The sequence below is a fragment of the Paenibacillus sp. 2KB_22 genome (assembly GCF_052115745.1).
Classification (GTDB): domain Bacteria; phylum Bacillota; class Bacilli; order Paenibacillales; family Paenibacillaceae; genus Paenibacillus.
Genome location: NZ_JBFRHG010000011.1, coordinates 1 through 24439, shown reverse-complemented (window position 1 = coordinate 24439; position 24439 = coordinate 1). Strand labels below are relative to the sequence as shown.

The 24439-nt window shown below is 47.6% G+C and carries 23 protein-coding genes and 1 rRNA gene; 23 read left to right on the top strand and 1 reads right to left on the bottom strand.

The features are described from left to right. Positions 1-42 precede the first annotated feature (42 nt). The 21 genes from tilS (at position 43) to AB4111_RS29595 (ending at position 22349) form a co-directional block, all read left to right on the top strand. Positions 43-1482 (top strand): tRNA lysidine(34) synthetase TilS, encoded by a 1440-nt coding sequence (tilS, locus tag AB4111_RS29695; RefSeq protein WP_442034887.1) that lies wholly within the window; start codon positions 43-45, stop codon positions 1480-1482. A gap of 52 nt (positions 1483-1534) precedes the next feature. Continuing rightward, on the top strand, positions 1535-2074 hold the full coding sequence (gene hpt, locus AB4111_RS29690) for a hypoxanthine phosphoribosyltransferase (RefSeq protein WP_278297458.1): 540 nt from the start codon (positions 1535-1537) through the stop codon (positions 2072-2074). Positions 2075-2174: 100 nt separating this feature from the next. Then, on the top strand, positions 2175-4220 hold the full coding sequence (gene ftsH, locus AB4111_RS29685; RefSeq protein WP_253428908.1) for an ATP-dependent zinc metalloprotease FtsH: 2046 nt from the start codon (positions 2175-2177) through the stop codon (positions 4218-4220). A gap of 298 nt (positions 4221-4518) precedes the next feature. Next, a complete protein-coding gene (gene nadA, locus AB4111_RS29680) occupies positions 4519-5457 on the top strand; it encodes a quinolinate synthase NadA (RefSeq protein WP_253428910.1) in 939 nt (312 codons plus the stop codon). A 35-nt stretch (positions 5458-5492) separates the two neighbouring features. Continuing rightward, complete coding sequence (nadB, locus tag AB4111_RS29675) at positions 5493-7127, top strand: L-aspartate oxidase (RefSeq protein WP_442034884.1); 1635 nt, start codon at positions 5493-5495, stop codon at positions 7125-7127. After that, positions 7124-7990 carry a carboxylating nicotinate-nucleotide diphosphorylase gene (nadC, locus tag AB4111_RS29670; protein ID WP_442034882.1) on the top strand — a complete coding sequence of 289 codons (867 nt, stop codon included), beginning with the start codon at positions 7124-7126 and terminating at the stop codon, positions 7988-7990. The genes nadB and nadC overlap by 4 nt, the downstream gene beginning before the upstream one ends. Positions 7991-7996: 6 nt before the next feature. After that, on the top strand, positions 7997-8767 hold the full coding sequence (locus tag AB4111_RS29665; protein WP_026081372.1) for a type III pantothenate kinase: 771 nt from the start codon (positions 7997-7999) through the stop codon (positions 8765-8767). 103 nt (positions 8768-8870) lie between these two features. Further along, positions 8871-9761, top strand: coding sequence for an Hsp33 family molecular chaperone HslO (hslO, locus tag AB4111_RS29660; protein WP_442034879.1), 891 nt, complete (start codon positions 8871-8873; stop codon positions 9759-9761). Between the two features lie 23 nt (positions 9762-9784). Next, the gene (locus tag AB4111_RS29655) at positions 9785-10735 is read left to right on the top strand and encodes a peptidyl-prolyl cis-trans isomerase (RefSeq protein WP_442034877.1); all 951 of its coding nucleotides are present in this window, start codon (positions 9785-9787) and stop codon (positions 10733-10735) included. Positions 10736-11080: 345 nt separating this feature from the next. Next, positions 11081-12019 carry a cysteine synthase A gene (gene cysK, locus AB4111_RS29650; protein WP_339238945.1) on the top strand — a complete coding sequence of 313 codons (939 nt, stop codon included), beginning with the start codon at positions 11081-11083 and terminating at the stop codon, positions 12017-12019. Positions 12020-12158: 139 nt separating this feature from the next. Continuing rightward, positions 12159-13769 (top strand): anthranilate synthase component I family protein, encoded by a 1611-nt coding sequence (locus tag AB4111_RS29645; RefSeq protein WP_442034875.1) that lies wholly within the window; start codon positions 12159-12161, stop codon positions 13767-13769. 50 nt (positions 13770-13819) lie between these two features. Continuing rightward, entirely contained in the window at positions 13820-14395 is a 576-nt protein-coding gene (gene pabA / locus AB4111_RS29640; RefSeq protein ID WP_124118817.1) for an aminodeoxychorismate/anthranilate synthase component II, read from the top strand. A gap of 1 nt (position 14396) precedes the next feature. Then, the gene (locus AB4111_RS29635) at positions 14397-15281 is read left to right on the top strand and encodes an aminotransferase class IV (protein ID WP_442034872.1); all 885 of its coding nucleotides are present in this window, start codon (positions 14397-14399) and stop codon (positions 15279-15281) included. Next, on the top strand, positions 15278-16141 hold the full coding sequence (gene folP, locus AB4111_RS29630) for a dihydropteroate synthase (protein ID WP_442034870.1): 864 nt from the start codon (positions 15278-15280) through the stop codon (positions 16139-16141). Before AB4111_RS29635 ends, folP begins: the two co-directional genes overlap by 4 nt. Positions 16142-16258: 117 nt before the next feature. Further along, positions 16259-16621, top strand: coding sequence for a dihydroneopterin aldolase (gene folB, locus AB4111_RS29625; RefSeq protein ID WP_150364151.1), 363 nt, complete (start codon positions 16259-16261; stop codon positions 16619-16621). A 9-nt stretch (positions 16622-16630) separates the two neighbouring features. Continuing rightward, positions 16631-17179 (top strand): 2-amino-4-hydroxy-6-hydroxymethyldihydropteridine diphosphokinase, encoded by a 549-nt coding sequence (gene folK, locus AB4111_RS29620; RefSeq protein ID WP_442034868.1) that lies wholly within the window; start codon positions 16631-16633, stop codon positions 17177-17179. Further along, positions 17140-17334 carry a helix-turn-helix domain-containing protein gene (locus AB4111_RS29615; protein WP_339242857.1) on the top strand — a complete coding sequence of 65 codons (195 nt, stop codon included), beginning with the start codon at positions 17140-17142 and terminating at the stop codon, positions 17332-17334. Before folK ends, AB4111_RS29615 begins: the two co-directional genes overlap by 40 nt. Before the next feature lie 96 nt (positions 17335-17430). Continuing rightward, positions 17431-18450, top strand: a complete 1020-nt coding sequence (gene dusB / locus AB4111_RS29610; protein WP_253428931.1) for a tRNA dihydrouridine synthase DusB — start codon at positions 17431-17433, stop codon at positions 18448-18450. A gap of 248 nt (positions 18451-18698) precedes the next feature. Further along, complete coding sequence (greA, locus tag AB4111_RS29605) at positions 18699-19178, top strand: transcription elongation factor GreA (protein WP_076216743.1); 480 nt, start codon at positions 18699-18701, stop codon at positions 19176-19178. A gap of 116 nt (positions 19179-19294) precedes the next feature. Then, positions 19295-20806, top strand: a complete 1512-nt coding sequence (gene lysS / locus AB4111_RS29600) for a lysine--tRNA ligase (RefSeq protein ID WP_442034866.1) — start codon at positions 19295-19297, stop codon at positions 20804-20806. 205 nt (positions 20807-21011) lie between these two features. Further along, entirely contained in the window at positions 21012-22349 is a 1338-nt protein-coding gene (locus AB4111_RS29595; protein WP_442034864.1) for a TrkH family potassium uptake protein, read from the top strand. An 89-nt stretch (positions 22350-22438) separates the two neighbouring features. On the opposite strand, the gene AB4111_RS29590 is transcribed toward AB4111_RS29595, so the two are convergent. Further along, positions 22439-23029, bottom strand: a complete 591-nt coding sequence (locus AB4111_RS29590; RefSeq protein WP_442034862.1) for a TetR/AcrR family transcriptional regulator — start codon at positions 23027-23029, stop codon at positions 22439-22441. Between the two features lie 88 nt (positions 23030-23117). Here AB4111_RS29590 and AB4111_RS29585 point away from each other — a divergent pair, with 88 nt between their 5' ends. After that, positions 23118-23669: a hypothetical protein gene (locus AB4111_RS29585; protein WP_442034860.1), complete on the top strand. Its 552-nt coding sequence runs from the start codon at positions 23118-23120 to the stop codon at positions 23667-23669. Between the two features lie 438 nt (positions 23670-24107). Next, positions 24108-24439 (top strand): 16S ribosomal RNA (locus AB4111_RS29580); the annotation flags it as partial.

The window sequence follows — 24439 nt, the reverse complement described above, 5'->3', positions numbered from 1 at the left end:
TGTGAGAGTGCATATACATAACGCAAGGAATGAGGAACAGGTATGGAGGCTTTACGCTGGAACATGCTGGTGAAGAACGTGCTGGATGCAGCGGAAGAGCATCAGTTATGGGTTCCCGGGGATCGGATTGTCGTCGCAGTATCGGGCGGGCCGGACTCGGTGGCTTTTTTGCATATCATGCACGAGATCAGCAAGCGGCATGTCCCGCTTGAATTGATCTGTGCGCATGTGCATCATGGTTTCCGTCCCGAATCAGATGATGAAGCGGAGAAAATGATGGAACTGGCACAGCAGCTTGGCATTGCATTTGAATGGACCAAGGCCGATATTCCTTCATATATGGAGCTGACGGGTCAAGGACCACAGGAGGCAGCCCGCAACAAGCGGTATGCTTTTCTACATGAAGTAGCTACCAAATATAATGCGGCAAGCATCGCTTTGGCACATCATGCGGATGATCAGGCGGAGACAGTCATGCTTCATTTGCTTCGTGGAACCGGCTTGTCGGGACTCTCAGGAATGAAGTTTAAAAGGCGAGAAAAAAATGTGGAACTTATTCGTCCATGCCTTCGTATAAACAAGACAGACCTTGTAGAAGCTTGTAATACCCAGGGTTTTATGTATTTCAATGATGAAAGCAACGCCTTGCGTAAATATCGGCGTAATGCCATTCGCTTGGATGTGCTTCCTTTTTTGGGGCAGTATAATGGACAACTCACGCCGTCATTGAATCGGCTTGCCGAAATTGTGGGTGATGAAGACGATTTCATGGAGCAGAGTGCATATGACACATACAGGTGTCTAGTGCAGGTGAACGGCGGAAGGCAAACCTTTGAGGTGCCTTCCTTCTTGAAGTTACATGTCGCTTTACAACGAAGGTTGATTAAACTAATATTGAATTATCTGCCTTTGGACAGTGATTTTGTCGACTTTACCCGTATAGAAACCATTCGACGCAAGGTCATGGAGACCCATGTGACGACCTGGAGCCTGGATATAGGACAGACACTCGCCTGCACTCGGGAGTATAATCTGATTTCTTTTGGCATACGGACGGACGTACAGGATCAATCTTACGAGTATCGTCTTGCGCAATGGAGTGGAACTTATGAGCTTTCACTCACCCCAATTAATCGATATATTCGGTTGATGACGGTGAGTCCCGAGGACTATCATGTACCGGAATCGGCGGATCAAGCCGCGTTTGATGCGGATCAACTGCTTATGCCGCTGGTTGTGCGTTCACGGTTACCTGGAGATACCATGAAAGTAATGGGATTAAACGGAAGCAAAAAGGTGAAAAATATTTTCATCGATGAGAAAATCCCCCCATCTGTCCGTCCACGTATTCCTGTGGTATGTGATGGAGCAGGTCATATCATCTGGTTACCGGGTGTTCGACGGTCCAATGTGGCTCCTGTCAGGGAGGGCACTTCCGCAATCCTGTACATGACTGTAGGCGATTCAGCGATTCAGGGGTAGTGGTTATGGTTCAGGTAAGGCTTTCATAGTATAACTTAGGAGGTTCGCACAGTTGCAGAACGACATTCAGGAAGTATTGATCAGTGAAGAAGAAATTCAGAGTAAAGTCAAGGAATTAGGCGCAACACTAAGTGCCGAATATGCAGACCGCAATCCTTTGGTCATTTGTGTGCTCAAGGGTGCGTTTATATTTATGGCTGATTTGGTTAAAAACATAACGGTACCTGTTGAAATGGATTTTATGGCGGTATCCAGTTACGGCGCTTCCACCAAGTCATCAGGTGTTGTCAAAATCATTAAGGATCTGGATGTATCCGTTGAAGGACGGGAAGTTCTGATTGTCGAAGATATTATCGACAGCGGACTTACACTCAGCTATCTGATTGAACTGTTAGAAAACCGCGGTGCCGAATCGGTGCGTGTGGTTACGCTGTTCGACAAGCCTTCAGGCCGTAAAGTTGAGTTGGAAGCTCATTACACAGGCTTTGACATTCCTGACGCGTTCATCGTTGGTTACGGTTTGGATTTTGCGGAGAAGTACCGGAACCTGCCCTACATCGGGATTTTGAAGCCAGAAGTCTATAGTAGCTAATATCCTGCCCGACCCAAGCCTTGAGCTGTTCTTGGCTTCTGTTGAGAAGCCATGTCGGGCTATGTTAAAATAATTAAAGTGTCTCGAGAGGAGGTAGGGGATGAATCGGTTCATCCGGAATTCTGGTTTTTATTTGATTCTTTTTTTAGTTGTGGTGGGGATAGTCCAGTTCGTCAGCAATGGCGGCGAAGCCACCGATAATCCTAGATATGATCAGTTGCGTGCAGCGATCAAAGCCAACAATGTCTCTGAATTGACGGTTCAATTTAACGGTCAAACGTATCTCGTGACCGGTCAATACAAGAAGGCACCTGATGGCGCCAAATCAGAAAATTTCTCAACGTATATTCCTCCTACGGATGAGGCAATTAGTGAGCTTGTAGCTGCAAGTGAAACTAACAATTTCCAATATCATCAGGAGCCAATGAAAGGTGACAGCATCTGGTTGACGTTGCTGACTTCCTTTATTCCTTTGATCATTATGTTCCTGCTGTTCTTCTTCCTGTTTAATCAGGCTCAAGGCGGCGGCGGTAAAGTAATGAACTTTGGTAAAAGCCGTGCTCGTCTCTATAACGAAGAGAAGAAGCGGGTTACATTTGAAGATGTTGCGGGTGCTGACGAAGAGAAACAGGAACTTGTTGAGGTTGTAGACTTCCTCAAGGACCCTCGTAAATTCGCAGCAGTAGGTGCACGGATTCCTAAGGGCGTATTGCTCGTAGGTCCTCCAGGTACAGGTAAAACGTTGCTCGCTCGTGCCGTAGCCGGTGAAGCGGGTGTACCATTCTTCAGTATTTCAGGTTCCGACTTCGTTGAAATGTTTGTCGGTGTCGGTGCATCACGTGTACGTGATTTGTTTGAAAATGCGAAGAAAAATGCGCCATGTATCATCTTTATCGATGAGATTGATGCTGTAGGACGTCAGCGTGGTGCTGGTCTTGGTGGTGGTCACGATGAGCGTGAGCAAACACTCAACCAGTTGCTCGTTGAAATGGACGGTTTCGGAGCTAACGAAGGTATTATCATCGTAGCTGCAACGAACCGTGCAGATATTTTGGACCCTGCCTTGCTGCGTCCAGGACGTTTTGACCGTCAAATTACGGTTGACCGCCCTGATGTAAGAGGTCGTGAAGCTGTCCTGAAAGTACATTCCCGTAATAAACCACTGACTAAAGACGTGAAGATGGATATTATCGCGAAACGTACAACAGGCTTCTCTGGTGCAGATTTGGAGAATCTCTTGAACGAAGCGGCATTGCTAGCAGCACGTCGTAATCGTAAAGATATTTCCATGAAAGAAGTTGACGAAGCGATTGACCGTGTCATCGTTGGTACGGAGAAGAAAAGCCGTGTCATCAGTGATCGTGAGAAACGAATCGTTGCTTATCACGAAGCAGGCCATACCATTGTAGGATACTTCCTGGAACATGCTGATATGGTACATAAAGTGACCATTATCCCGCGTGGACGTGCGGGTGGATATGTAATCATGTTGCCAAAAGAAGACCGTATGCTGGTTACCAAGCAGGAACTGTTGGATAAAGTAACCGGACTTCTCGGAGGTCGTGTAGCTGAAGAATTGTTCATCGGAGAGATTGGTACTGGTGCATACAGTGACTTCCAGCAAGCGACAGGTATTGTTCGCAGCATGGTTATGGAATACGGTATGAGTGAGAAATTGGGACCTATGCAATTCGGAAGTTCACAAGGACAGGTATTCCTAGGTCGGGATATCGGTCATGAACAGAATTACTCTGATTCCATTGCTTATGAGATTGATCAGGAAATGCAACGCTTTATCAATGAATGTTATGAGAAATGTAAGGACTTGCTTGTTAAACATTCAAAAGAGATGCATTTGATTGCTCAAACTTTGCTTGAGGTAGAGACTTTGGAAATGGATCAGATCAAGCAATTGATCGAAACTGGTTCCTTAACTCCAAAAGCAGAGAACGACAATGATGGTGAAGGCACACCAACTGAAGGCGGAGAGCCAATCATCGACAACATCGGTGATGTGCGTGTCCGTATTCAAGGTAAAGATGAAACGCCTGAGCCACCAGCCGGAGATATCCCAAACGAAGCTCCGAATCTGGAAAAGGGTAATAACAATAACCCGGATGATGGCGGAACGAAGCCAACGTCTTAATGCATAATACATCTGGCTAGGATAGCAGGTGAAATCAGGAGAGCCCTCGGGCTCTCTTTTTTTATCCATAATTTCAAAAGAGGATAGATACAGATAAACGGGAGTTAGATGGCGAACCAGTTAGCAAACAGGTGGTTAAGGCGCTGTACTGGGCCTTTTTCATTTATTGACAGAGTCGTGAACGTTGTGTAAATTAGTTGTTAAACCGCTTGTGATTCGTTTCTCAAGCGAAGTTAACGACTTAAGTAGCCCTACGAAACAGCGCATGACGCTGTCCCGATAAAGGAGAGGATCACAGGTGGAAGCTCTGGCTTTAGAGCGCAAGGCTGAGATGAACCGCGAGCTGCGTGAGCGGCTGATGGAATTGAAGAAGGAACGTAATGCCATTATTCTTGCCCATTATTATCAACGTGATGAAGTACAGGAGGTTGCTGACTTCCGCGGAGATTCGTTTCTGTTAGCCCAGAAGGCAGCACAAACAGATGCAGATGTGATTGTTTTCTGTGGTGTTCATTTTATGGGTGAAAGCGCTAAAATTCTGGCGCCGAACAAAACAGTTATTATTCCGGATGAACGTGCGGGCTGCCCGATGGCAGATATGGTGAACGTGGATGGACTACGCAGATTGAAAGCACAACACCCTAACGCCAAGGTTGTTACTTATATCAATTCCTCGGCTGAGATTAAGGCTGAGACTGACATCTGTTGTACTTCAGCGAATGCGGTTCGGGTTATTCAATCGGTGGATTCCGACGAAATTATCTGGGTACCTGATAAAAACCTGGGACATTATGTGCAGCAGCATACAGATAAGAAAATGATTATCTGGGAAGGTTACTGCAACACGCATGATATGCTCACAGTCAAAGATGTGGTGGAGATGAGAGCCAAGCATCCAAATGCAGAGTTTGTTGTTCATCCAGAGTGTCGACCTGAGGTTGTAGAGATGGGTGATTTTGTAGGCAGCACAACAGCTATTCTGGAGTATTGCAAAAATTCATCAGCGAAGGAATTTATCGTAGGTACCGAAGACGGTACAGGATATCAGCTTCGTCTAGATAGTCCGGATAAACAGTTCCACTTTGCTACCAAGTTCCTCGTATGTCCCAACATGAAGGTGAACAACTTGAAGAAACTGGTGAAATGCCTGGAAACGATGAAGCCGCAAATCTACGTGCCACCGGCTGTTGCCGACAAAGCCAGAGAATCACTAGAGCGCATGTTGTTGGTAAAATAGGATGCGCTACTCTTGCTCCAAGACAGGTGAATAACATGATACCGCAATATTTAGTTGATTTTGATCTGTCTACGCTACCCATGGTAGAGACGGATGTACTGGTTATAGGCTCAGGGATTGCTGGTTTGTTTACTGCCATTAAGGCAAGTGAGCAACAACGTGTATTAATGATCACGAAGAAGTCATTACTTGAAAGTAACACCAGATATGCGCAGGGAGGAATCGCTGCGGTTATTGCTGAGGATGATTCACCTGCATACCACTTGCAGGACACACTTGTTGCAGGAGCGGGCTTATGCCGCTCCGAGGCGGTAGAGGTATTGGTGAATGAGGGTCCAGACGGAGTGAAGGAACTGATTCGCCTGGGTACTTTGTTTGATCTGGAGAACGGCGAGTTGGCATTGACGCAGGAAGGTGCGCATAGCCACCGCCGTATTTTGCATGCCAACGGGGATGCCACGGGATATGAGATTGTACGTGCACTTGCTGTCGAAGTGAATGAGCATCCAGGGATTGAAGTATGGGATGAGCATTTTGTTGTTGACCTGATTACAGAGCGAGGGGAATGCATTGGCGCACTGGTTCAGAAGGATGACGGATCGCAAGTATTCGTGAAGGCACAGGCAACTGTTCTTTGTTCTGGTGGGGCAGGACAACTATACCGATACACAACGAACCCGGACGTAGCTACTGCCGATGGTGTAGCGATGGCCTACCGGGCTGGTGCTATCGTGCGTGACATGGAATTTATCCAGTTTCATCCCACCTCTCTTTGTTACCCGGGGGCCCCGCGTTTCCTTGTGTCAGAAGCAGTACGCGGCGAAGGAGCATATCTGCGCAATGTGAAGGGCGAACGCTTCATGGATCGTTATCATGCCCAGCTTGAACTGGCCCCACGCGATATCGTGGCACGAGCGATTGTTAGTGAGATGGAGTCCACCAACAGTACGTTTGTGTATTTGGACATTACGCATGAACAGCCAGAGATGATCAAGCATAGGTTCCCTACCATATATGAGACTTGTATGCGTTATGGATTGGACATGACAACCGACTGGATTCCCGTTGCACCTGCTGCCCATTACATGATGGGTGGCGTGAAAACGGATTTGAGTGGAGAGAGCAGCATCTCCCGATTATTTGCTTGTGGCGAGGTGTCTTCTACAGGAGTGCATGGAGCTAACCGCCTGGCAAGCAACTCTTTATCAGAAGCGATTGTATTTGGGCGGAGAATTGTTGATCGTATTCAATCTCTTCCTCAGCTTGGTTCATTACAAGTAAGAGCGGGTGCGACTTCATCTGCGACCATGAATAGCAAGATCAACAAGATTATGGAAGAGCAAAAGCCGGTATCCGAAAGACGCTTACGATTACAGAAAATGATGGTTCGTCAGGTAGGCTTGCGCCGGAAAGGTGAGGACCTGCAGAAGGCCATGGACAAGTTGCAACAGGAATTGCAGTTTTTTGATCAGACACTCACGCATAAGGAAGAGCTGGAGTATGCCAATCTTCTGACCTGTGCCTGGTTAGTTACCAGCGGAGCATTACACCGCGAGGAGAGTCGGGGGGCTCACTATCGTGAGGATTTCCCGGCACGTGATGATATCGTGTGGCAGAAGCATAGTCTGCAGCAGCGAGAACAAGCGATTGTGGAGGAATTGATGTCATGATACTGAACGGATATAATGAAGGGCTTATCGAATCAATCAAAAACTGGCTTCGTGAAGATGTTGGTGCAGGTGACGTTACAACGAGTGTGACGATCCCAGCAGGCAAACAATCCAAGGCCATTATACACGCCAAAGACAATGGTATTATTGCAGGCATGACTGTGGCTGAGCTTGTATTTCAGGTCGTTGATCCAGATCTTGTATTTACACCCAAGGTAACAGACGGAGACAAGGTTACCCACGGCACGATTTTGGCCGAGGTAGAGGGAAGTACACATTCACTGCTTACGGGGGAACGTTTGGCACTCAATTTGCTGCAACGTATGTCCGGAATTGCTACGCGTACGCGTGCCTACGTAGATGTGCTGGATGGTCTTGAGACCAGGCTCGTGGATACACGTAAGACAACGCCGGGTCACCGATTACTTGAGAAATACGCAGTGCGCGTGGGTGGCGGAGCGAATCATCGATTTGGACTGTACGATGCTGTTATGATCAAGGATAACCACATCAAGGGTGCAGGCGGAATCACCGAGGCGGTACAGCGTGCGCGAACAGTTATTCCACATACGATGACGATTGAAGTGGAGACTGAAAATCTGGAGCAGGTGAGAGAAGCCTTGCAAGCCGGGGCAGATATCATTATGCTGGATAACATGCATCCAGAGCGGATGCGTGGAGCGGTTGAGCTTATTCGTGAACAGGCCCCTCATGTGAAGGTTGAAGCATCCGGTAACGTATCGCTTAAGACCATTCGTGGTATTGCAGAGAGTGGTGTGGATGTAATTTCGGTTGGCAGGTTAACCTATTCTTTTGAGAGCCTGGATATCAGCCTGGATTTAAATGAAAAGAAAGAGGGGTGAACCCCTTTGATTCTAGTTGTAGACGTGGGGAACAGCAATATGGTGCTCGGCGTATATCAAGGCCGGGAATTGCTGCACCACTTTCGTCTGAGTACATCCCGTCAGTCAACAGTGGATGAATACGGCGTATTGATTTATAATTTATTTCATATGTCCGGCATCAGGGCAAGTGACATCGAAGGTGTCATCATCTCATCTGTGGTTCCGCCACTGGTGAATGTCATCGAAGCGATGTGTGAGAAATATGTAGGCAAAAAAGCTTTACTCGTCGGGCCTGGCATCAAAACTGGCTTGAACCTGCGATACGAGAACCCTCGTGAAGTGGGTGCAGATCGTATTGTTAATGCAGTGGCAGCCGTTGAGAAATATGGCGGCCCTCTCGTCGTGGTCGATTTCGGTACCGCAACGACTTTTGACTGTATTGACGAGAAAGGTCACTACCTGGGGGGAGCTATTGTACCTGGCATTCAGATCGCCACTGAAGCCCTCTATGAGCGGGCATCCAAGCTGCCTCGTATAGAGCTGGAGAAACCTAAAAAGGTCATTGGCCGTAATACTATTCATGCCATGCAAGCAGGTATTATATTTGGCTATGCAGGGCAGGTAGACGGTATTGTAGAACGTATTCGCGAGGAGATGGGTGCGAAGCCCAGAGTTATCGCGACGGGTGGTCTCGCTACACTTATCGCAGAAGAAACCCGTAGTATAGAGGAAGTTGATCCGCTGCTTACGCTTGAAGGGCTGCGTATTATATATGAGCGGAACCGGGAAAGGTGAGCATAGAGACGGCATACAGCGGGCTGAGATTACAGCTTAAGTGTTGTGCCGTTTTTTCTGTGTTACGACTATTATGGCGATACGCCAAAGGAGGCTGAATGACTTGGAAAACAACAACAAGCATGACCGGTTAATTCGTGGTACAGCAATGAATGGAAAGGTAAGAGCCTTTGCTGTCCAGACTACAGAACTGGTTGAGGAACTACGCAGAAGACATGATACGTTTCCCACGGCTACAGCTGCCATGGGGCGTACGGTTACAACAGCAGCCATTATGGGTGCAATGCTCAAAGGTGAAGAGAAGTTAACGGTACAAGTCAACGGCGATGGGCCAATCGGACAGATTGTAGCCGATGCCAATGCCAAAGGCGAAGTACGAGGATATGTTTCTAATCCGCATGTACATCTGCCAAGCAACAGTGTGGGGAAACTGGACGTTGCCGGTGCGGTTGGAACGGAGGGTTTCATTAACATAACGAAAGACCTGGGATTGAAAGAGCCATATCGTGGCAGTGTACCTATTATTTCAGGAGAACTGGGTGAAGACTTCACGTACTACTTTGCTCAATCGGAGCAAACACCTTCTGCTGTAGGTGTTGGTGTGCTCGTTGATACGGATAATTCCGTTATTGTCGCAGGCGGATTCATTATGCAGCTGTTGCCGGGATTGACAGATCAAGAGATTACGGCGATCGAAAACGCCATTAGTACGTTGCCGCCAGTGACGACGTTACTGGAGCAGGGGCTTGAATTGGAAGAGTTGCTTCGCCGATTGTTGCCAGATGTACAAGTGATGGAAGGATTGGATATTCATTTTAGCTGTGAGTGTTCACGTGAGCGGGTAGAGAAGACGCTAATCAGTCTGGGCCAAACGGAGATGGAGCAATTAATTGAAGAAGAGGGCCGAGCTGAAGTAGTTTGCCAATTCTGTAATGAAGCCTATGACTTTAACAAAGAACAACTTGAGACCATCCTAGAGCAAGCCAAGAACTGATCTATGCGGGGACGGGATGCGGAATGACAAGACAAGAAAAAGGGTTGTGGACGGCTGTCATTGTCTTGACGCTGGGCATGCTGGTCATGGGTACGGTGATGGCTATGCATGGTCTCAGACAGGGCAAAGACGAGGCAGATGCATCCCATGATGCCAATACGGAAGAAGGAAGCACCGTAGCGACGATCAACGGAGAAGTCATCACGGACAAAGAGTGGACTGATGCGCTAAAACGACGTTACGGCAGTGAGTTATTACTTCAGATGTTAAACCGTAAAGCGGTATATGCCGAAGCAATTGAACGCAAGTTGATCGTCACTCCCCAAGAGATTGCAAGAGAACTTGCGGCCGCGATGGATGGGTACGATTCAGAGAAAGCGTATTATGACGAAATGAAGTCTCAATTGGGCCTGTCAAAACAGGAACTTGAATTGGAAGCCGGCTACAGGCTGCTGCTGGAGAAAATTGCAACGATCGGTATACAGATCAAGGATGCAGATATTGAGCATTACTGGACTGAACACCGTGAGGATTACGTTTCCCCCGAGAAATATGACTTGTCCATCATCGTAGTGAAGGAAGAAGAGGAAGCCGATTCCTTACTCAATGCGTTGGAGAAGGGGGAAGACTTTGAAGAAGCTGCTCGCAAGCAATCGACAGACAGCTTCTCTCGTGATGCTGGTGGCAGGCTGGGCTGGATTGAGCGGAATGATCCATTCCAGTCAAAAGAACTCCTTCAACTCGCTGCCGGGCTGGATGTAGGCGATATTGCCGGTCCGGTTCGAGTGGAAGAAGGCTATGCGATTATCAGACTCAATGATAAAGAAGAACAACAGGTGCAATCGGCTGAAGAGGTCCGTGAGGAGATTCGAATGCAGCTGGCTCTGAGTCAGGCAGATCCCTTGCCACAGGTGGAGCAAATGCTGCGTAACAAGTATGAAGCCGTAATCCTGTCCGAGATTCCTGCCTCCTAATTTCAATGGAAAAGATTGTCTCACGCTGCTGCATCTTGATAAAAATACTCTGTCTGCGGTCTTAGGGCCGAAGGCAGAGTATTTTTTTGAGTACTCATATTGACAATAAGGGTTAACGTTGATAAGATGAAAATAATAAATACCTACTCGTTTACTCGGATATAAAAGCTTTACTTATGAACAAAGAAACTTTCGGAAACCTTCACCCTGTCTAGAAATCTTAGCAGTAAGGGATGGGAGCAACAGGATTTCCGCAGTTCTTCTATAACATCCCAGAGGCTATCGGCCGCACAGTATAGGTTAACAGGACTCAAGTTTTATTCATCCACTAAGGAGGGCATTCATATGGCTAAAGTAGTTAATAACGTAACAGAACTCATCGGAGGTACTCCGCTTGTTCGTCTAAACCGTATCGTACCTGAAGGCAGTGCTGAAGTATTCGTGAAGCTGGAGTATCAGAATCCAGGTTCAAGCGTGAAGGACCGTATCGCAATTAGCATTGTGGAAGAAGCGGAAAAAGAAGGCAAGCTGAAACCAGGTGATACCATTATCGAAGCAACAAGTGGTAACACAGGAATCGGACTCGCGATGGTGGCTGCAGCCAAAGGCTACAAGTCCGTTATTGTAATGCCTGAGACGATGAGCTTGGAGCGTCGCAACTTGCTTCGTGCGTATGGTGCTGAGCTTGTGCTTACACCTGGAGCTGAAGGTATGAACGGTGCTGTTAAAAAAGCCGAAGAACTGCTGAAAGAAAACCCATCCTATTTCATGGCTGAGCAATTTAAAAATAAAGCCAACGTGAAGATCCACCGTGAAACGACTGGCCCTGAGATTGTTGACGCAATCCAGTCTGTGGGCGGTACATTGGATGCTTTCATTGCCGGAATTGGTACAGGCGGAACAATTACAGGTACAGGCGAAGTGCTGAAAGAAGCTTTCCCTGGTATTAAAATTGTTGCAGTTGAGCCAGCTGCTTCGCCAATTCTCGCAGGCGGCAAACCAGGACCTCATAAGATTCAAGGAATTGGTGCCAACTTTATTCCTGAGATCCTCGACCAAGAAATCTATGATGAGATCATCCACATTGAGAATGATGATGCATTCGAGACGGCTCGTCAGGTAGCGAAGGAAGAGGGCATCCTGTCCGGTATTTCTTCCGGTGCAGCGATCCGTGCGGGTCTTCAGGTTGCGAAACAATTGGGCGCGGGCAAACGCGTTGTTGTAATCGTGCCAAGTAACGGTGAACGTTACCTCAGTACACCGCTTTACAACTTCGAAGGCTAAGCCTACAAATGACAAAATCAATCCTCCTTGCCCGCTGACGGGTATGGAGGATTTTTGGCGTAATGCTTTTAAAAGGAGCGGCGCTTTAGTATACTATCAGACAATAGAACTAGCGACAGATGGAGGGCGGCAAACCGCAATGACACACCTGATGACAACATACGCCGACTGGATGGAGTGGGCTGAACAAGGCTGGACCATGTTGCCCTATATCACCAAGTCGGATGAGGGGCCGTATCATGGCGGTTTACCGTTATCTTGGGAGGCAGCCTGGGAACAGGCGTCACCATACGCAATTGTGTTGGAGAATGGCAAAGGCGGAAGATATACATTTTTGGGACTAGACCCCGTATCCGTTATTTCCGGGAAGGGTCAGGAAGCGGTTATTCGCGATGTACCGGAAGGAACCACCTCGACGGACAGCGGCAAGCCGCTTGATGTATTGAAGAGATGGACAGCCCCTTATCGTGCGCCTAAAGTTACTGGAGCTCCAGACTTTGGGGGTGGATACGCAGGTTATCTCAGCTATGATGTAGCGAGATCGTTGGAGAAGCTTCCAGCCTTAGCTGAAGATAACCCGGCTCTGCCGGATTATTGGTGGATGCGTTTTGAAGAAATATGGGCATATGACCATCAGCAAGAGGCACTTTTCTGCATAGTTCACCTGGATATAGAACCTAATCTGAAAGAAACCGATGTCCGTGGTCTATATGCAGTAGCCGAGGCGCGGGCGATAGCGATGCAGCAACGATGGCTTCATATTATGGGGGTTGCACAGGCCGAGGAACAAATGCAGGCACTGGAACGCCGCAACAAGCAGGTCAATCGTACACCGCAGCCTGAAGATGCGGCAAGGGAATCTGAAGGGTGGGCGACCTCCTTCCCACAGGAGGACTTTGAACAGGCTGTACGCACAGTACAGGAATATATCAGACAGGGCGATGTGTTCCAGGTGAATCTGTCCTTGAGACAGGAAAAGCAGCTTCATTCGAGCGCTGAGCATATTTATGAATGGTTGCGCCTCGTGAATCCATCACCGTATATGGGTATGCTTCGTAGTCCAGACTTTCAACTGGTAAGCGGATCTCCCGAACTTCTGGTCAAAGTGGAGAACGGTAAAGTCAGTGCACGTCCCATCGCGGGGACCCGAAGAAGGGGCCGTGATGAGGCAGAGGATAAGGCTATGGCGGATGAACTGCTGGGTAGTGAGAAGGAACGGGCGGAGCATATTATGCTCGTCGATCTGGAACGTAATGATATCGGACGGATTGCAGCCTACGGTTCGGTTCATGTGCCTGAATTGATGACCATCGAGAAGTATTCCCATGTCATGCACCTCGTTTCCCAGGTGGAAGGCAGACTGGCAGAAGGGTTATCCGTATTTGATGTGATTGCTGCGACATTCCCGGGTGGAACGATTACAGGAGCGCCCAAAGTCCGCACCATGGAGATTATCGAGGAGCTTGAGCCTGTGCGTCGTGGACCTTATACGGGTTCCATCGGGTGGATGGATTACAGTGGAAATATGGAATTGAACATCGTCATTCGTACACTTGCCATTAAGGATGGTATTGGTTATGTACAGGCCGGTGCAGGGATTGTCATTGATTCCGATCCATATCGGGAATACAAGGAATGCCGCAACAAGGCAAGAGCGATGATGAGAGCTGTGAATTACAGCGAAGAGGCGGAAGCAAGCAGAGCTATTGAACAAGAACAAGTGGAGCGAACAGAAGCGATTAAAAAATAAAACGAAGCAACCGTCATTTGCATTGACGGAAGATGAGGAGGAGCAGGCATATGATACTGGTTATCGATAATTACGATTCCTTCACGTACAACCTGGTTCAATATCTTGGTGAACTGGGCGAGACGGTGGAAGTTCGCCGCAACGACGAGATTGATTTGGCAGGCATAGAGGCACTGGCACCTGATCATATTCTGATCTCTCCGGGTCCTTGTACACCAAATGAAGCGGGCATTAGCCTGGCAGTCATCGAGCATTTCAAGGGAAGCATTCCGATCTTTGGTGTTTGTCTGGGGCATCAGTCTATTGGACAAGCGTTTGGTGGCAATGTCATTCGTGCGGAGCGCATGATGCACGGCAAAACATCCGAGATGCACCATAATGGAACATCCGTATTTGCCGGATTGCCATCCCCATTTACAGCTACCCGTTATCACTCCCTCATTGTAGAGCGCAGCAGCCTGCCTGACTGCCTGGAGATTACAGCGGAGACAGCAGAAGGTGAAATTATGGGTTTGCGCCACAAAGAATATGCGATTGAAGGGGTTCAATTCCACCCGGAATCCATTATTACAGACCACGGGCATCAGATGCTTCGCAACTTCCTGTCCCAACAGGTGAAGGTATAATATGCAATATGCCGCGATAAATGGAGAGTTGGTCAATATGGCGGCAGCCGTGGTTCCTGTAACGGATCACGGCTTTTTGTACGGACTTGGATTGTTCGAGACGTTTCGCACCTATCAGGGTGTCCCATTTCTTTTGGAACGGCATCTGGAGCGCATGGCCTCGGGGTGTAAGGAACTTGGCATCCCTTTTACAACGACCGCGGCAGAGGTGACAGATTGGATTCAACGTTTGATACAGGCGAACGGACTTCAAGATGCGTACGTGCGATATACGGTATCCGCAGGTGAAGCGCCGCTAGGTTTACCTTCTGGTGATTATTCGAAGCCAAATCATATTTTACTGGCAAAAGCATTACCTGAACCCACTCCCTCTTTATATGAAAGTGGCAAAAAGCTTCAACGGTTGTCTACGCCACGCAACACGCCCGAAGGTGAAATCCGGTTCAAGTCACTGCATTACATGAACAGCATTCTGGCGAAACGGGAGCTGAACGGGTATGGGCAGGATGTGCAGGGTGCAGAAGGTCTACAATTAACCCGTGATGGGCATGTCGCTGAAGGTATTGTCAGCAATGTATTTTGGATACGGGAAAATGTGCTCTACACGTCAGCACTCTCAACCGGCATTCTGCCGGGCATCACGAGAGCCGTGGTACTTGAGATCGCCACGCAGCAAGGAATTCCTTGCATAGAAACGTTAGCTACTTGGCAGGACCTCCTGCAAGCAGATGAAATATTTCTAACAGGCTCAGTTGCCGAACTGGTTCCGGTTACGACTCTGCGGGATCAGGACGGAGTCGAAACGATAATCAGCAACGGACATATAGGCCCGGTTACAACAGTCCTTCTGGGTATGTACCGGCAGAAAGCGGGGTATACTTCATGACACTTACACCTGTCATCTATGAACGGAACTATGCATGGGGGCCAGCTGGGTTGAAGCTGGGTGCAAGAACACAGATCATGGGCATTCTCAACGTCACGCCTGACTCATTCTCGGATGGTGGACGGTATACGAATGTGGAGCGGGCGGTTGCTCATGCCATGCAGATGATGGAGGACGGGGCGGACCTGATTGATATCGGCGGGGAGTCCACACGGCCAGGTTCAAAGGTAGTGGGCGCCGATGAAGAGCTGAGCCGGATCATTCCGGTTATCGAAGCATTGCATCAGCAAGCCCCGCACATTCCGATATCGGTAGACACGTATAAGGCCGATGTTGCGCGTCAAGCTATTCTAGCCGGTGCCCATATCATTAATGATGTGTGGGGTGCCAAGGCAGATCCAGATATGGCACGCACGGCAGCAGAGCTGGGGTGTCCCCTTATTCTGATGCATAATCGGCAGGAGCGAAACTATACCGATTATCTTGGTGATGTGGTGAGCGATTTGCTGGAGAGCATACAGATTGCGCTGGGAGCCGGTGTGAAAGCAAATCAGATTATCCTGGACCCAGGCATTGGATTTGTGAAGGATCTCGCAGAAAATCTGACTCTCATGTCATCGCTCGGTTTACTCAATGAAATGGGTTATCCGGTTCTGCTAGCCACTTCACGCAAAAGATTCATCCAGAACACCCTGGATGTTGGTGCCGATGATGCGCTGGAAGGAACGGCAGCGACCGTTGCCTTCGGCATCGCCCAAGGATGCCAGATGGTTCGGGTTCATGATGTGAAGTCGATTCGGCGGACGGCAGACATGTGTGATGCCATGTTATATGCTTCTCCGGGTATACGGAGGAAATAATTCTGGCGGGTCAGAGTGACCCGTCCAGTGGAAGCGCAGCGTTTTTCAAAAGGCGAAGCTAAGGGATAACTTCAAATAGATTAGGATTTCAATATATATAGAGGGCAGGCGGATCGTATGGATAGAATGGTCATGCATCGAATGGAGTATTACGGATATCACGGTGTATTTGCCGAGGAGCGGAAGCTAGGGGCACGTTATTATATTGATCTGGAGATTGACATGGACCTCGGTGAGGCTGGACGTAACGATGATCTGACCAAAACGATCAATTATGCGGAGATCCATGAGCTGGTCAAACAGATTGTAGAGAATAAATCATTCCAGTTAATTGAAGCTTTGGGCGAACATATTGCATCTTCTTTACTAGACACTTATACTATTATCAATGCATTGACAGTCAAGGTGACGAAGCCACATCCGCCATTCGATATTCATTTTGAGGGCGTAACGGTAGAGCTTCGCCGCACAAGAAAGTGAGAACCGATCATGATTGCACATTCGACCTCTGAATCTTCAGAGGCTTATATTGCTTTAGGGGCCAATTTGGGTGACCGGGAAGAGACGTTGCTTGAGGCGTTGTCTTTGCTCGATGAACACCCTCATATATCCGTTCTGCGTTGTTCTTCGCTATATGAGACGGAACCTGTAGGGTATGTAGATCAGCCTGCGTTTCTGAATATGGCAGTCGCCGTACAGGTGATGCTGACACCGGAGCAGTTGCTTACGGAATTATTGGATATCGAGAACCGGCTTGGCCGTGTTCGTGATATTCGCTGGGGACCGCGCACCGTTGATCTGGATCTGCTCTGGATGCAGGGTGAGACGCGAGATACCGAATTGCTTCAATTGCCTCATCCCCGTATGGGAGAGCGGGCTTTTGTACTGGTGCCACTGTCGGATATCGTACCGGAGGACGAGGTTTCAGGTTTGTATACCTTTGTACACTCATCGTTGTCTGTACTGGATGGAAAGGATGGAATACAGCTTTGGAAAACATGCAATTGGCCAATCGAATCCGGGCATTCCGGAAGCTGAAAGGTTTAACACAACATGAACTTGCTGCCGAGACCGGCATCTCGCTGGCCATTCTGGGAACTATTGAGCGGGGGAACCGTAAGGTATCACAGCAAGAGCTGGATCGAATTGCTGGTGTGCTGGCAATCAGTATCGAGGAGTTGCAGGGTAACTAGGACCGTTTCGGTTTTGTCATGCTATAACAATAGAGATATCGATCGAACCATAATCGTTGATTTATATAGAATTGTAAAAGGAGTGAAACGACTACCGTGCTTAACATTGGTGGCATTGAAATGAAAAATCAGGTCGTACTTGCGCCGATGGCTGGCGTATGTAATCCGGCTTTTCGATTAATCGCAAAAGAATTCGGAACAGGCCTCGTATGTGCGGAGATGGTAAGTGGCAAAGCCATTGTCCATGGCAACCAGCGTACACGGGAGATGTTGTTTGTAGATGAGCGTGAGAAACCGCTGAGCCTTCAGATCTTCGGTGGTGATCGTGACTCACTCGTAGAAGCAGCCAAAATTGTAGACAAAGAAACCAATGCAGACATCATCGACATTAACATGGGATGCCCTGTGCCAAAGGTAACGAAATGTGATGCAGGTGCACGTTGGTTGCTAGATCCGAACAAGATCTATGAGATGGTATCCGCTGTAGTCGATGCGGTTGAGAAGCCTGTGACGGTCAAGATGCGTATTGGCTGGGATAACGAGCATATCTTCGCGGTTGAGAATGCGCTCGCGGTTGAACGTGCGGGCGGACAGGCGGTAAGTGTGCACGGCCGTACGCGTGAGCAACTCTATACAGGCACAGCTGATTGGTCACACATCAAAGATGTAAAAGAAGCTGTCTCTATTCCAGTGATCGGAAACGGTGATGTCCATACACCAGAGGATGCACGCCGTATGCTGGATGAAACGGGTTGTGACGGAGTTATGATTGGTCGTGCCGCTCTGGGTAACCCATGGATGCTGTATCGTACCATTCAATACTTAAGCACGGGTGAATTGCTTCCAGACCCGAATGGCGAAGAGAAGATCCGTGTTGCCATCCTGCATATGGATCGCCTGATTGCATTGAAGAATGAGACGGTTGCCGTACGCGAGATGCGTAAACATCTGGCTTGGTATCTGAAAGGCTTGAAAGGATCTGCCCGTATCAAGGATGTTATTATGGAAGGCACCAAGCGGGATGAGATGGTACAGATTCTGGAGAACTTTGTGAGTCAGCTGAAAAGCGAAGGTAATCTGGAGTCAGAACCGGTAGTTGCCGGAAGTGCATCGTAATTAAGGCTGGCTTAAAACGTTTACAGCTACAGATGACGTAACATTGACTTTTCGAGATCGTTCCCCTATACTTTCACAGTATAAATTCGCCATGTGCGTTAATTAAAGGCTAGTCATCAGGAGGAATATTCTATTTCTCTGGAGAACTTCATATAGTTTTGAAGATGTATGCGGGCGGAGCTATGTAATTACCACTGATTCCGTTGCCGTACAATCAAATTATTCCCATGACAGGAGAATCGGTTGAGATGAGCGACAAGGAAGTTATCCTTACACCAGAGGGACTTAAGAAGCTGGAAGAAGAACTGGAAACATTGAAATCAGTGAAGCGCCGCGAAGTGGCTGAACGGATTAAGGTAGCCATCGGGTATGGAGATATCAGTGAGAACTCTGAATACGAAGATGCCAAGAACGAACAGGCTTTCATTGAAGGTCGTATTATTACTTTGGAGAAAATGCTTCGGAACGCACGCATTATTAACAGTGATGAGATTGACACCGATGTCGTGAGTGTAGGTGCAACAGTTACTGTGGAAGATTTGGAATTCGGCGACATCACAGAATATACAATTGTAGGTTCTGCTGAATCAAACCCGCTTCAGAACAAGATTTCCAACGAAAGCCCTGTCGGTAAAGCGATCTTGGGCAAGAAAAATGGTACAGTTGTTGATGTAAGTGTGCCTGCTGGCGTAATTCAATATAAAATTGTAGATATTAAAAAGCTATAGTAACGAAGCAGTTGGGCACGGTAAACAAAAGCTTCCTTAGGGAAGCTTTTTCAACATTTGAGGAAGATTGTCCTCACGCGATGCCTGCAATGTAAATAAGGAGATGAATATAGATCATGACGGATGAAGTCTTGAATCAGGAAACCGAACTTAGCGAGCTTTTACAAATTCGCCGTGACAAATTGGACGAGCTCCGCAAATTGGGAATCGACCCTTTTGGCCAAAAATACGTACGTACCGAAGAAGCCGGCTCCATTCTGAAGAAGTATGAAGAACTGACCAAGGAAGAGCTGGAAGAGAAGCACATCGAAGTCAGTATTGCCGGACGGATTATGGCGAAGCGGGGAATGGGTAAAGCAAGCTTCGCACATATTCAGGACCTGAGCGGCAGAATCCAGATCTATGTTCGTCAGGATACCGTGCCTGAGGACAAGTATGCGGCATTCAGCCTGCTGGACCTTGGCGATATCGTTGGGGTAACTGGCGTGATCTTTAAGACCAAAACAGGTGAAACTTCTGTCAAAGTTAAAGACCTTGAAGTGCTGTCCAAATCGCTCTATCCGCTTCCGGACAAATTCCATGGTCTCACCGACGTAGAGCTGCGTTACCGCCAACGTTATGTTGACCTGATTATGAGCCCGGACGTACAACAGACCTTTATCGCACGTTCCAAAATCATTCAATCGATGCGTCGTTACCTGGATTCCCTTGGGTATTTGGAAGTGGAAACACCTACGTTGCATACCATCGCAGGAGGAGCTGCAGCACGTCCGTTCATCACGCATCACAATGCGCTGGATATGGAATTGTACATGCGGATTGCGATTGAGCTTCACCTGAAACGTCTGATTGTTGGCGGACTGGAGAAGGTATATGAGATCGGCCGTGTATATCGGAACGAAGGTATGTCCACACGTCACAATCCAGAATTTACAATGATTGAATTGTATGAGGCATATGCAGACTACAAGGATATTATGCAATTGACGGAGAACCTGGTAGCTCATATTGCACAGGAAGTGCTGGGTACGCAAGTGATCCAGTATGGAGACCATGAAGTAGATCTTACGCCGCAGTGGCGTCGTGTTACGATGGTGGATGCAGTTAAGGAAGTTGTGGGCGTAGACTTCTCCGTACATATGACGGATGAGGAAGCACATAGCTTGGCGAAGGAACATAAGGTTCCGGTTGAAAAACATATGACATTCGGTCATATTCTGAACGCATTCTTTGAGGAATTTGTGGAAGAGACATTGATTCAACCGACATTCATCACGGGACACCCTCTTGAAATCTCACCACTGGCGAAGAAAAACGATGTAGACCCGCGCTTCACGGATCGCTTCGAATTGTTCATCGTTGGACGCGAGCATGCCAATGCGTTCACAGAGCTGAATGATCCAATCGATCAACGCCAGCGCTTTGAAGCACAGATGCTGGAGAAAGAACATGGGAACGACGAAGCTCATGAGATGGATGACGACTTCATCCGTGCGCTTGAATATGGTATGCCACCGACAGGCGGATTGGGAATCGGGGTTGATCGCCTGATCATGCTGCTTACCAACTCCCCTTCGATTCGTGACGTACTGCTCTTCCCGCACATGCGTCCTCGTACGCAAGATTAAATAAGGAACGTATCATACGTTCACATAATAGAAGAGGAACCTGCCGTTCAGTATGATGCTGAGGCAAGTTCCTCTTTAGGTTTACATAGGCGCTAATATAAAGTTTGTCAGCACGCCGTGTTCTCAGCACGCCATTATGGTGGAACTGCGTCTTTGATTTAAGTTAGACTAACCTGTTCGTATTTTGTTAAAAGAGGTGCCCTTCATGAAGTTCAGGCTTCACTTTGCCAAATTCTTATCTCCCCCGTTAATCCTGGTCGGTGGTTTTCTGCTTATCATTGCCATTGGAACAGTGCTTCTCATGTTGCCAATCTCCAACCAAAGTGGTGAGCATCTGGCGTTTATTGACGCGCTCTTTACATCAACCTCTGCCGCATGTGTGACAGGACTTGTCGTTGTGGATGTAGGGACCACCTTTAATTTGTTTGGTCAGATTGTCATTATGGTATTAATGCAGCTCGGTGGACTCGGCTTCATGACCATGGCTACTCTCTTTGCGCTAGTTTTGGGCAAGCGAATCTCACTTAAGGACAGGCTATTACTCAAAGAGGCCATTAATGCAGACAGTATGGAAGGGATCGTACGTATTATCCGCAAGGTGCTGATTTTCTCCTTTACCATTGAAGGGGTGGCTGCTTTCATACTGGCGCTACGTTGGGCAACAGAGATGCCATTGGGTCAGGCTGTATACTATGGGATATTTCATTCCGTTTCATTGTTTAATAATGGCGGATTTGATCTGTTCGGCAACAGCTTTCAGTACTATACCGGAGACTGGATATTCAACTTGACTGCTTCCGTGCTCGTTATCTCTGGTGGACTAGGTTTTGTTGTGTTAAATGATCTGTTTGAGTATCGCAAACGCCGTCGTCTATCCCTACAGTCGAAACTGGTGCTGTCTGTGTCGGGAGCGCTGATTGGTATAGGAGCGATTGTGTTGTTTGTTTTCGAATTTACCAATGGACATACATTGGCTTCGCTCACCTGGAGCGAGAAGATTTATGCGTCCTTCTTCCAGTCGGTCTCTACACGTTCGTCTGGGACGAGTACCATTGATATTACGGAGATGAGGCAGGCTACCCAATTCTTCTTCATCCTGCTGATGTTTATCGGGGCATCCCCGGGATCGACCGGGGGCGGGATCAAGACGACTACATTCCTGATCATGATTGGTGCAGTGTATGCGATGATTCGGGGGAATAAGGATATCGTGTTTTTCCGCCAACGTGTTCCGAAGGAGCTGCTGATGAGAGCATTGACCATTATTATGGTTTCGCTGATCATATTCATGATGGTGGTAATGCTTCTACTTACGACCGAGGATGCGCCATTCCTCTCACTGATGTTTGAAGCTGCATCTGCAATCGGTACCGTGGGGCTTTCCGTGGGAGTGACGGATGAGTTGACCAATTGGGGAAAAATCATTATTACCTTTACCATGTTTGTAGGCCGGATCGGGCCACTAACCATCGCGTACGCCCTTCGTCCGCGCAAAGAGAAAAAACTGTATCGTCATCCGGAGGGCCGGATCATTATCGGATAAAAAGAAAAACCGTCAGACATTCAGAACTAACTCTCCTGTTATCGTAACAGGGTTTAGTCATATCGAATGTACTGCGGTTTTTTTTTGGTTTAACGGCACAAGGAAGCAAGATGTAGAGTGAGAACATCCTCCATGAGCTTAGCATTCATCTGATCAGGTCTAAGCACAGTATGGATACCCAAGCCATCCACGAGTGCGTACAATCTTTCAATCTCAAGTTTAATATCAAGATCTGGTCTGGTAAGATCATGTTCGATCAGGTGAGTGATAACATAGCCTACAGCCTGTCTGAGTTCATCATACACTGTATCGGCAAGTTCTTTGAGCGTAGAATCGGTTTTGGATCTGGCTGTAAAAGCGTACCACACCTCCATTTCGGCCAGTTTTTCATCTGTGTTTGGTAATGACTCGAGTAATAAGCATTTCATATTATCCACGGGAGATCCGGTGAGGGACATTTGTCGGATTCGGTTGGATACCCGTTCGGATACCAGATTCATGGCATATAGTAGTAGTTCTGACTGAGTGGAAAAGTAGTGACGCATTGAACCGACCGAAATTCCTGCTTCTTCAGCGATATTTCGAACAGAGGCTTGTTCCATGCCATCTCTTCGTATAATACGCCAAGCTGCCTCGGCCACGAGCACACGCTGCTTATCATGATCAACAATTTTAGGCATATGAACATTATATCATTGTTGATTATTATGATACAAATGTGCTAAATTGTATTTAATACGTTTGTATTATAAAAAGGAGGGTTAACAGATGATTGGTTATTTCATTATAGGATGTGAGATTGCCTTTTGGGTGTTTGTGTTTGCGGGTCTAAGTGTCCGGTATCTTCTTGGCATGAAAAGGTTTGGCATCGGTTTGTTGATGGCAACACCAATAGTGGATCTGTTGTTGCTGGTGGCCACTGTGATAGATCTTCAGCGTGGAGCTACAGCGAGTATGATTCATGGTATTGCTGCGGTGTATATCGGAGTAAGTATCGCCTATGGTCATCAGATGATCGCTTGGGCGGATCGATACTTCCTATATTGGTTAAAAGGCGGAGAGAATCCTCGTAGCAACAAGTTATATGGCAGAGAGCATGCACGTCGTGAGCGTAGTGGATGGTTTAGACATCTTTTGGCCTGGGCTATAGGTAGTGCATTTCTATTCGCCATGATATGGTGGATTGGGGATGCCGAACGTACAGCGGTCTTCTATAACTTGATTAAAATGTGGGGAATCATAATCGGAATCGATTTTCTGATAAGCTTTAGCTATAGTTTATGGCCAAGAAAAGTTCCTGCTAGGAATGTTAAACAATAAAATTCAAATGGACGTGCATACGAATTTGCTAAAAAGGGAGAATACCCTATATACGTTCTGAACGTATCGTTTTAATGGTTGATAATATTTGAAAAAAAGACTTGCAATCAAAATCTGTACATGGTATATTCTAATTCCGGCCAAGAAAACACAGTTTACACGGTGCGGCAAGCAAATCAACTAAGCTTCGAAAGAAACTTAAAAAAAGAGCTTGCAAATCTGGTTCGGATGTGATAAGATATAAAAGTTGCTGAGGAGAACGACATTCGGTAGCGAAACAAGTTTGATCTTTGAAAACTGAACAACGAGTGAGTAAACATTCTGCTTGCAGAATGAACGCGAAAGTTTGAGACAAGCCTTGGCTTGAATCGACTGGAGCACAATTGAGATKTTTAATCTCGTCAGATTCAAAATGAGCTTATCGCTCTTTTCAATACTTTATTGGAGAGTTTGATCCTGGCTCAGGACGAACGCTGGCGGCATGCCTAATACATGCAAGTCGAGCGGAGTTGATAGGAAGCTTGCTTCCTTGAKACTTAGCGGCGGACGGGTGAGTAACACGTAGGCAACCTGCCCTCAAGTTTGGGACAACTACCGGAAACGGTAGCTAATACCGAATARTTGTTTYCTTCGCCTGAAGGAAACTGGAAAGACGGAGCAATCTGTCACTTGGGGATGGGCCTGCGGCGCATTAGCTAGTTGGTGGGGTAACGGCTCACCAAGGCGACGATGCGTAGCCGACCTGAGAGGGTGATCGGCCACACTGGGAC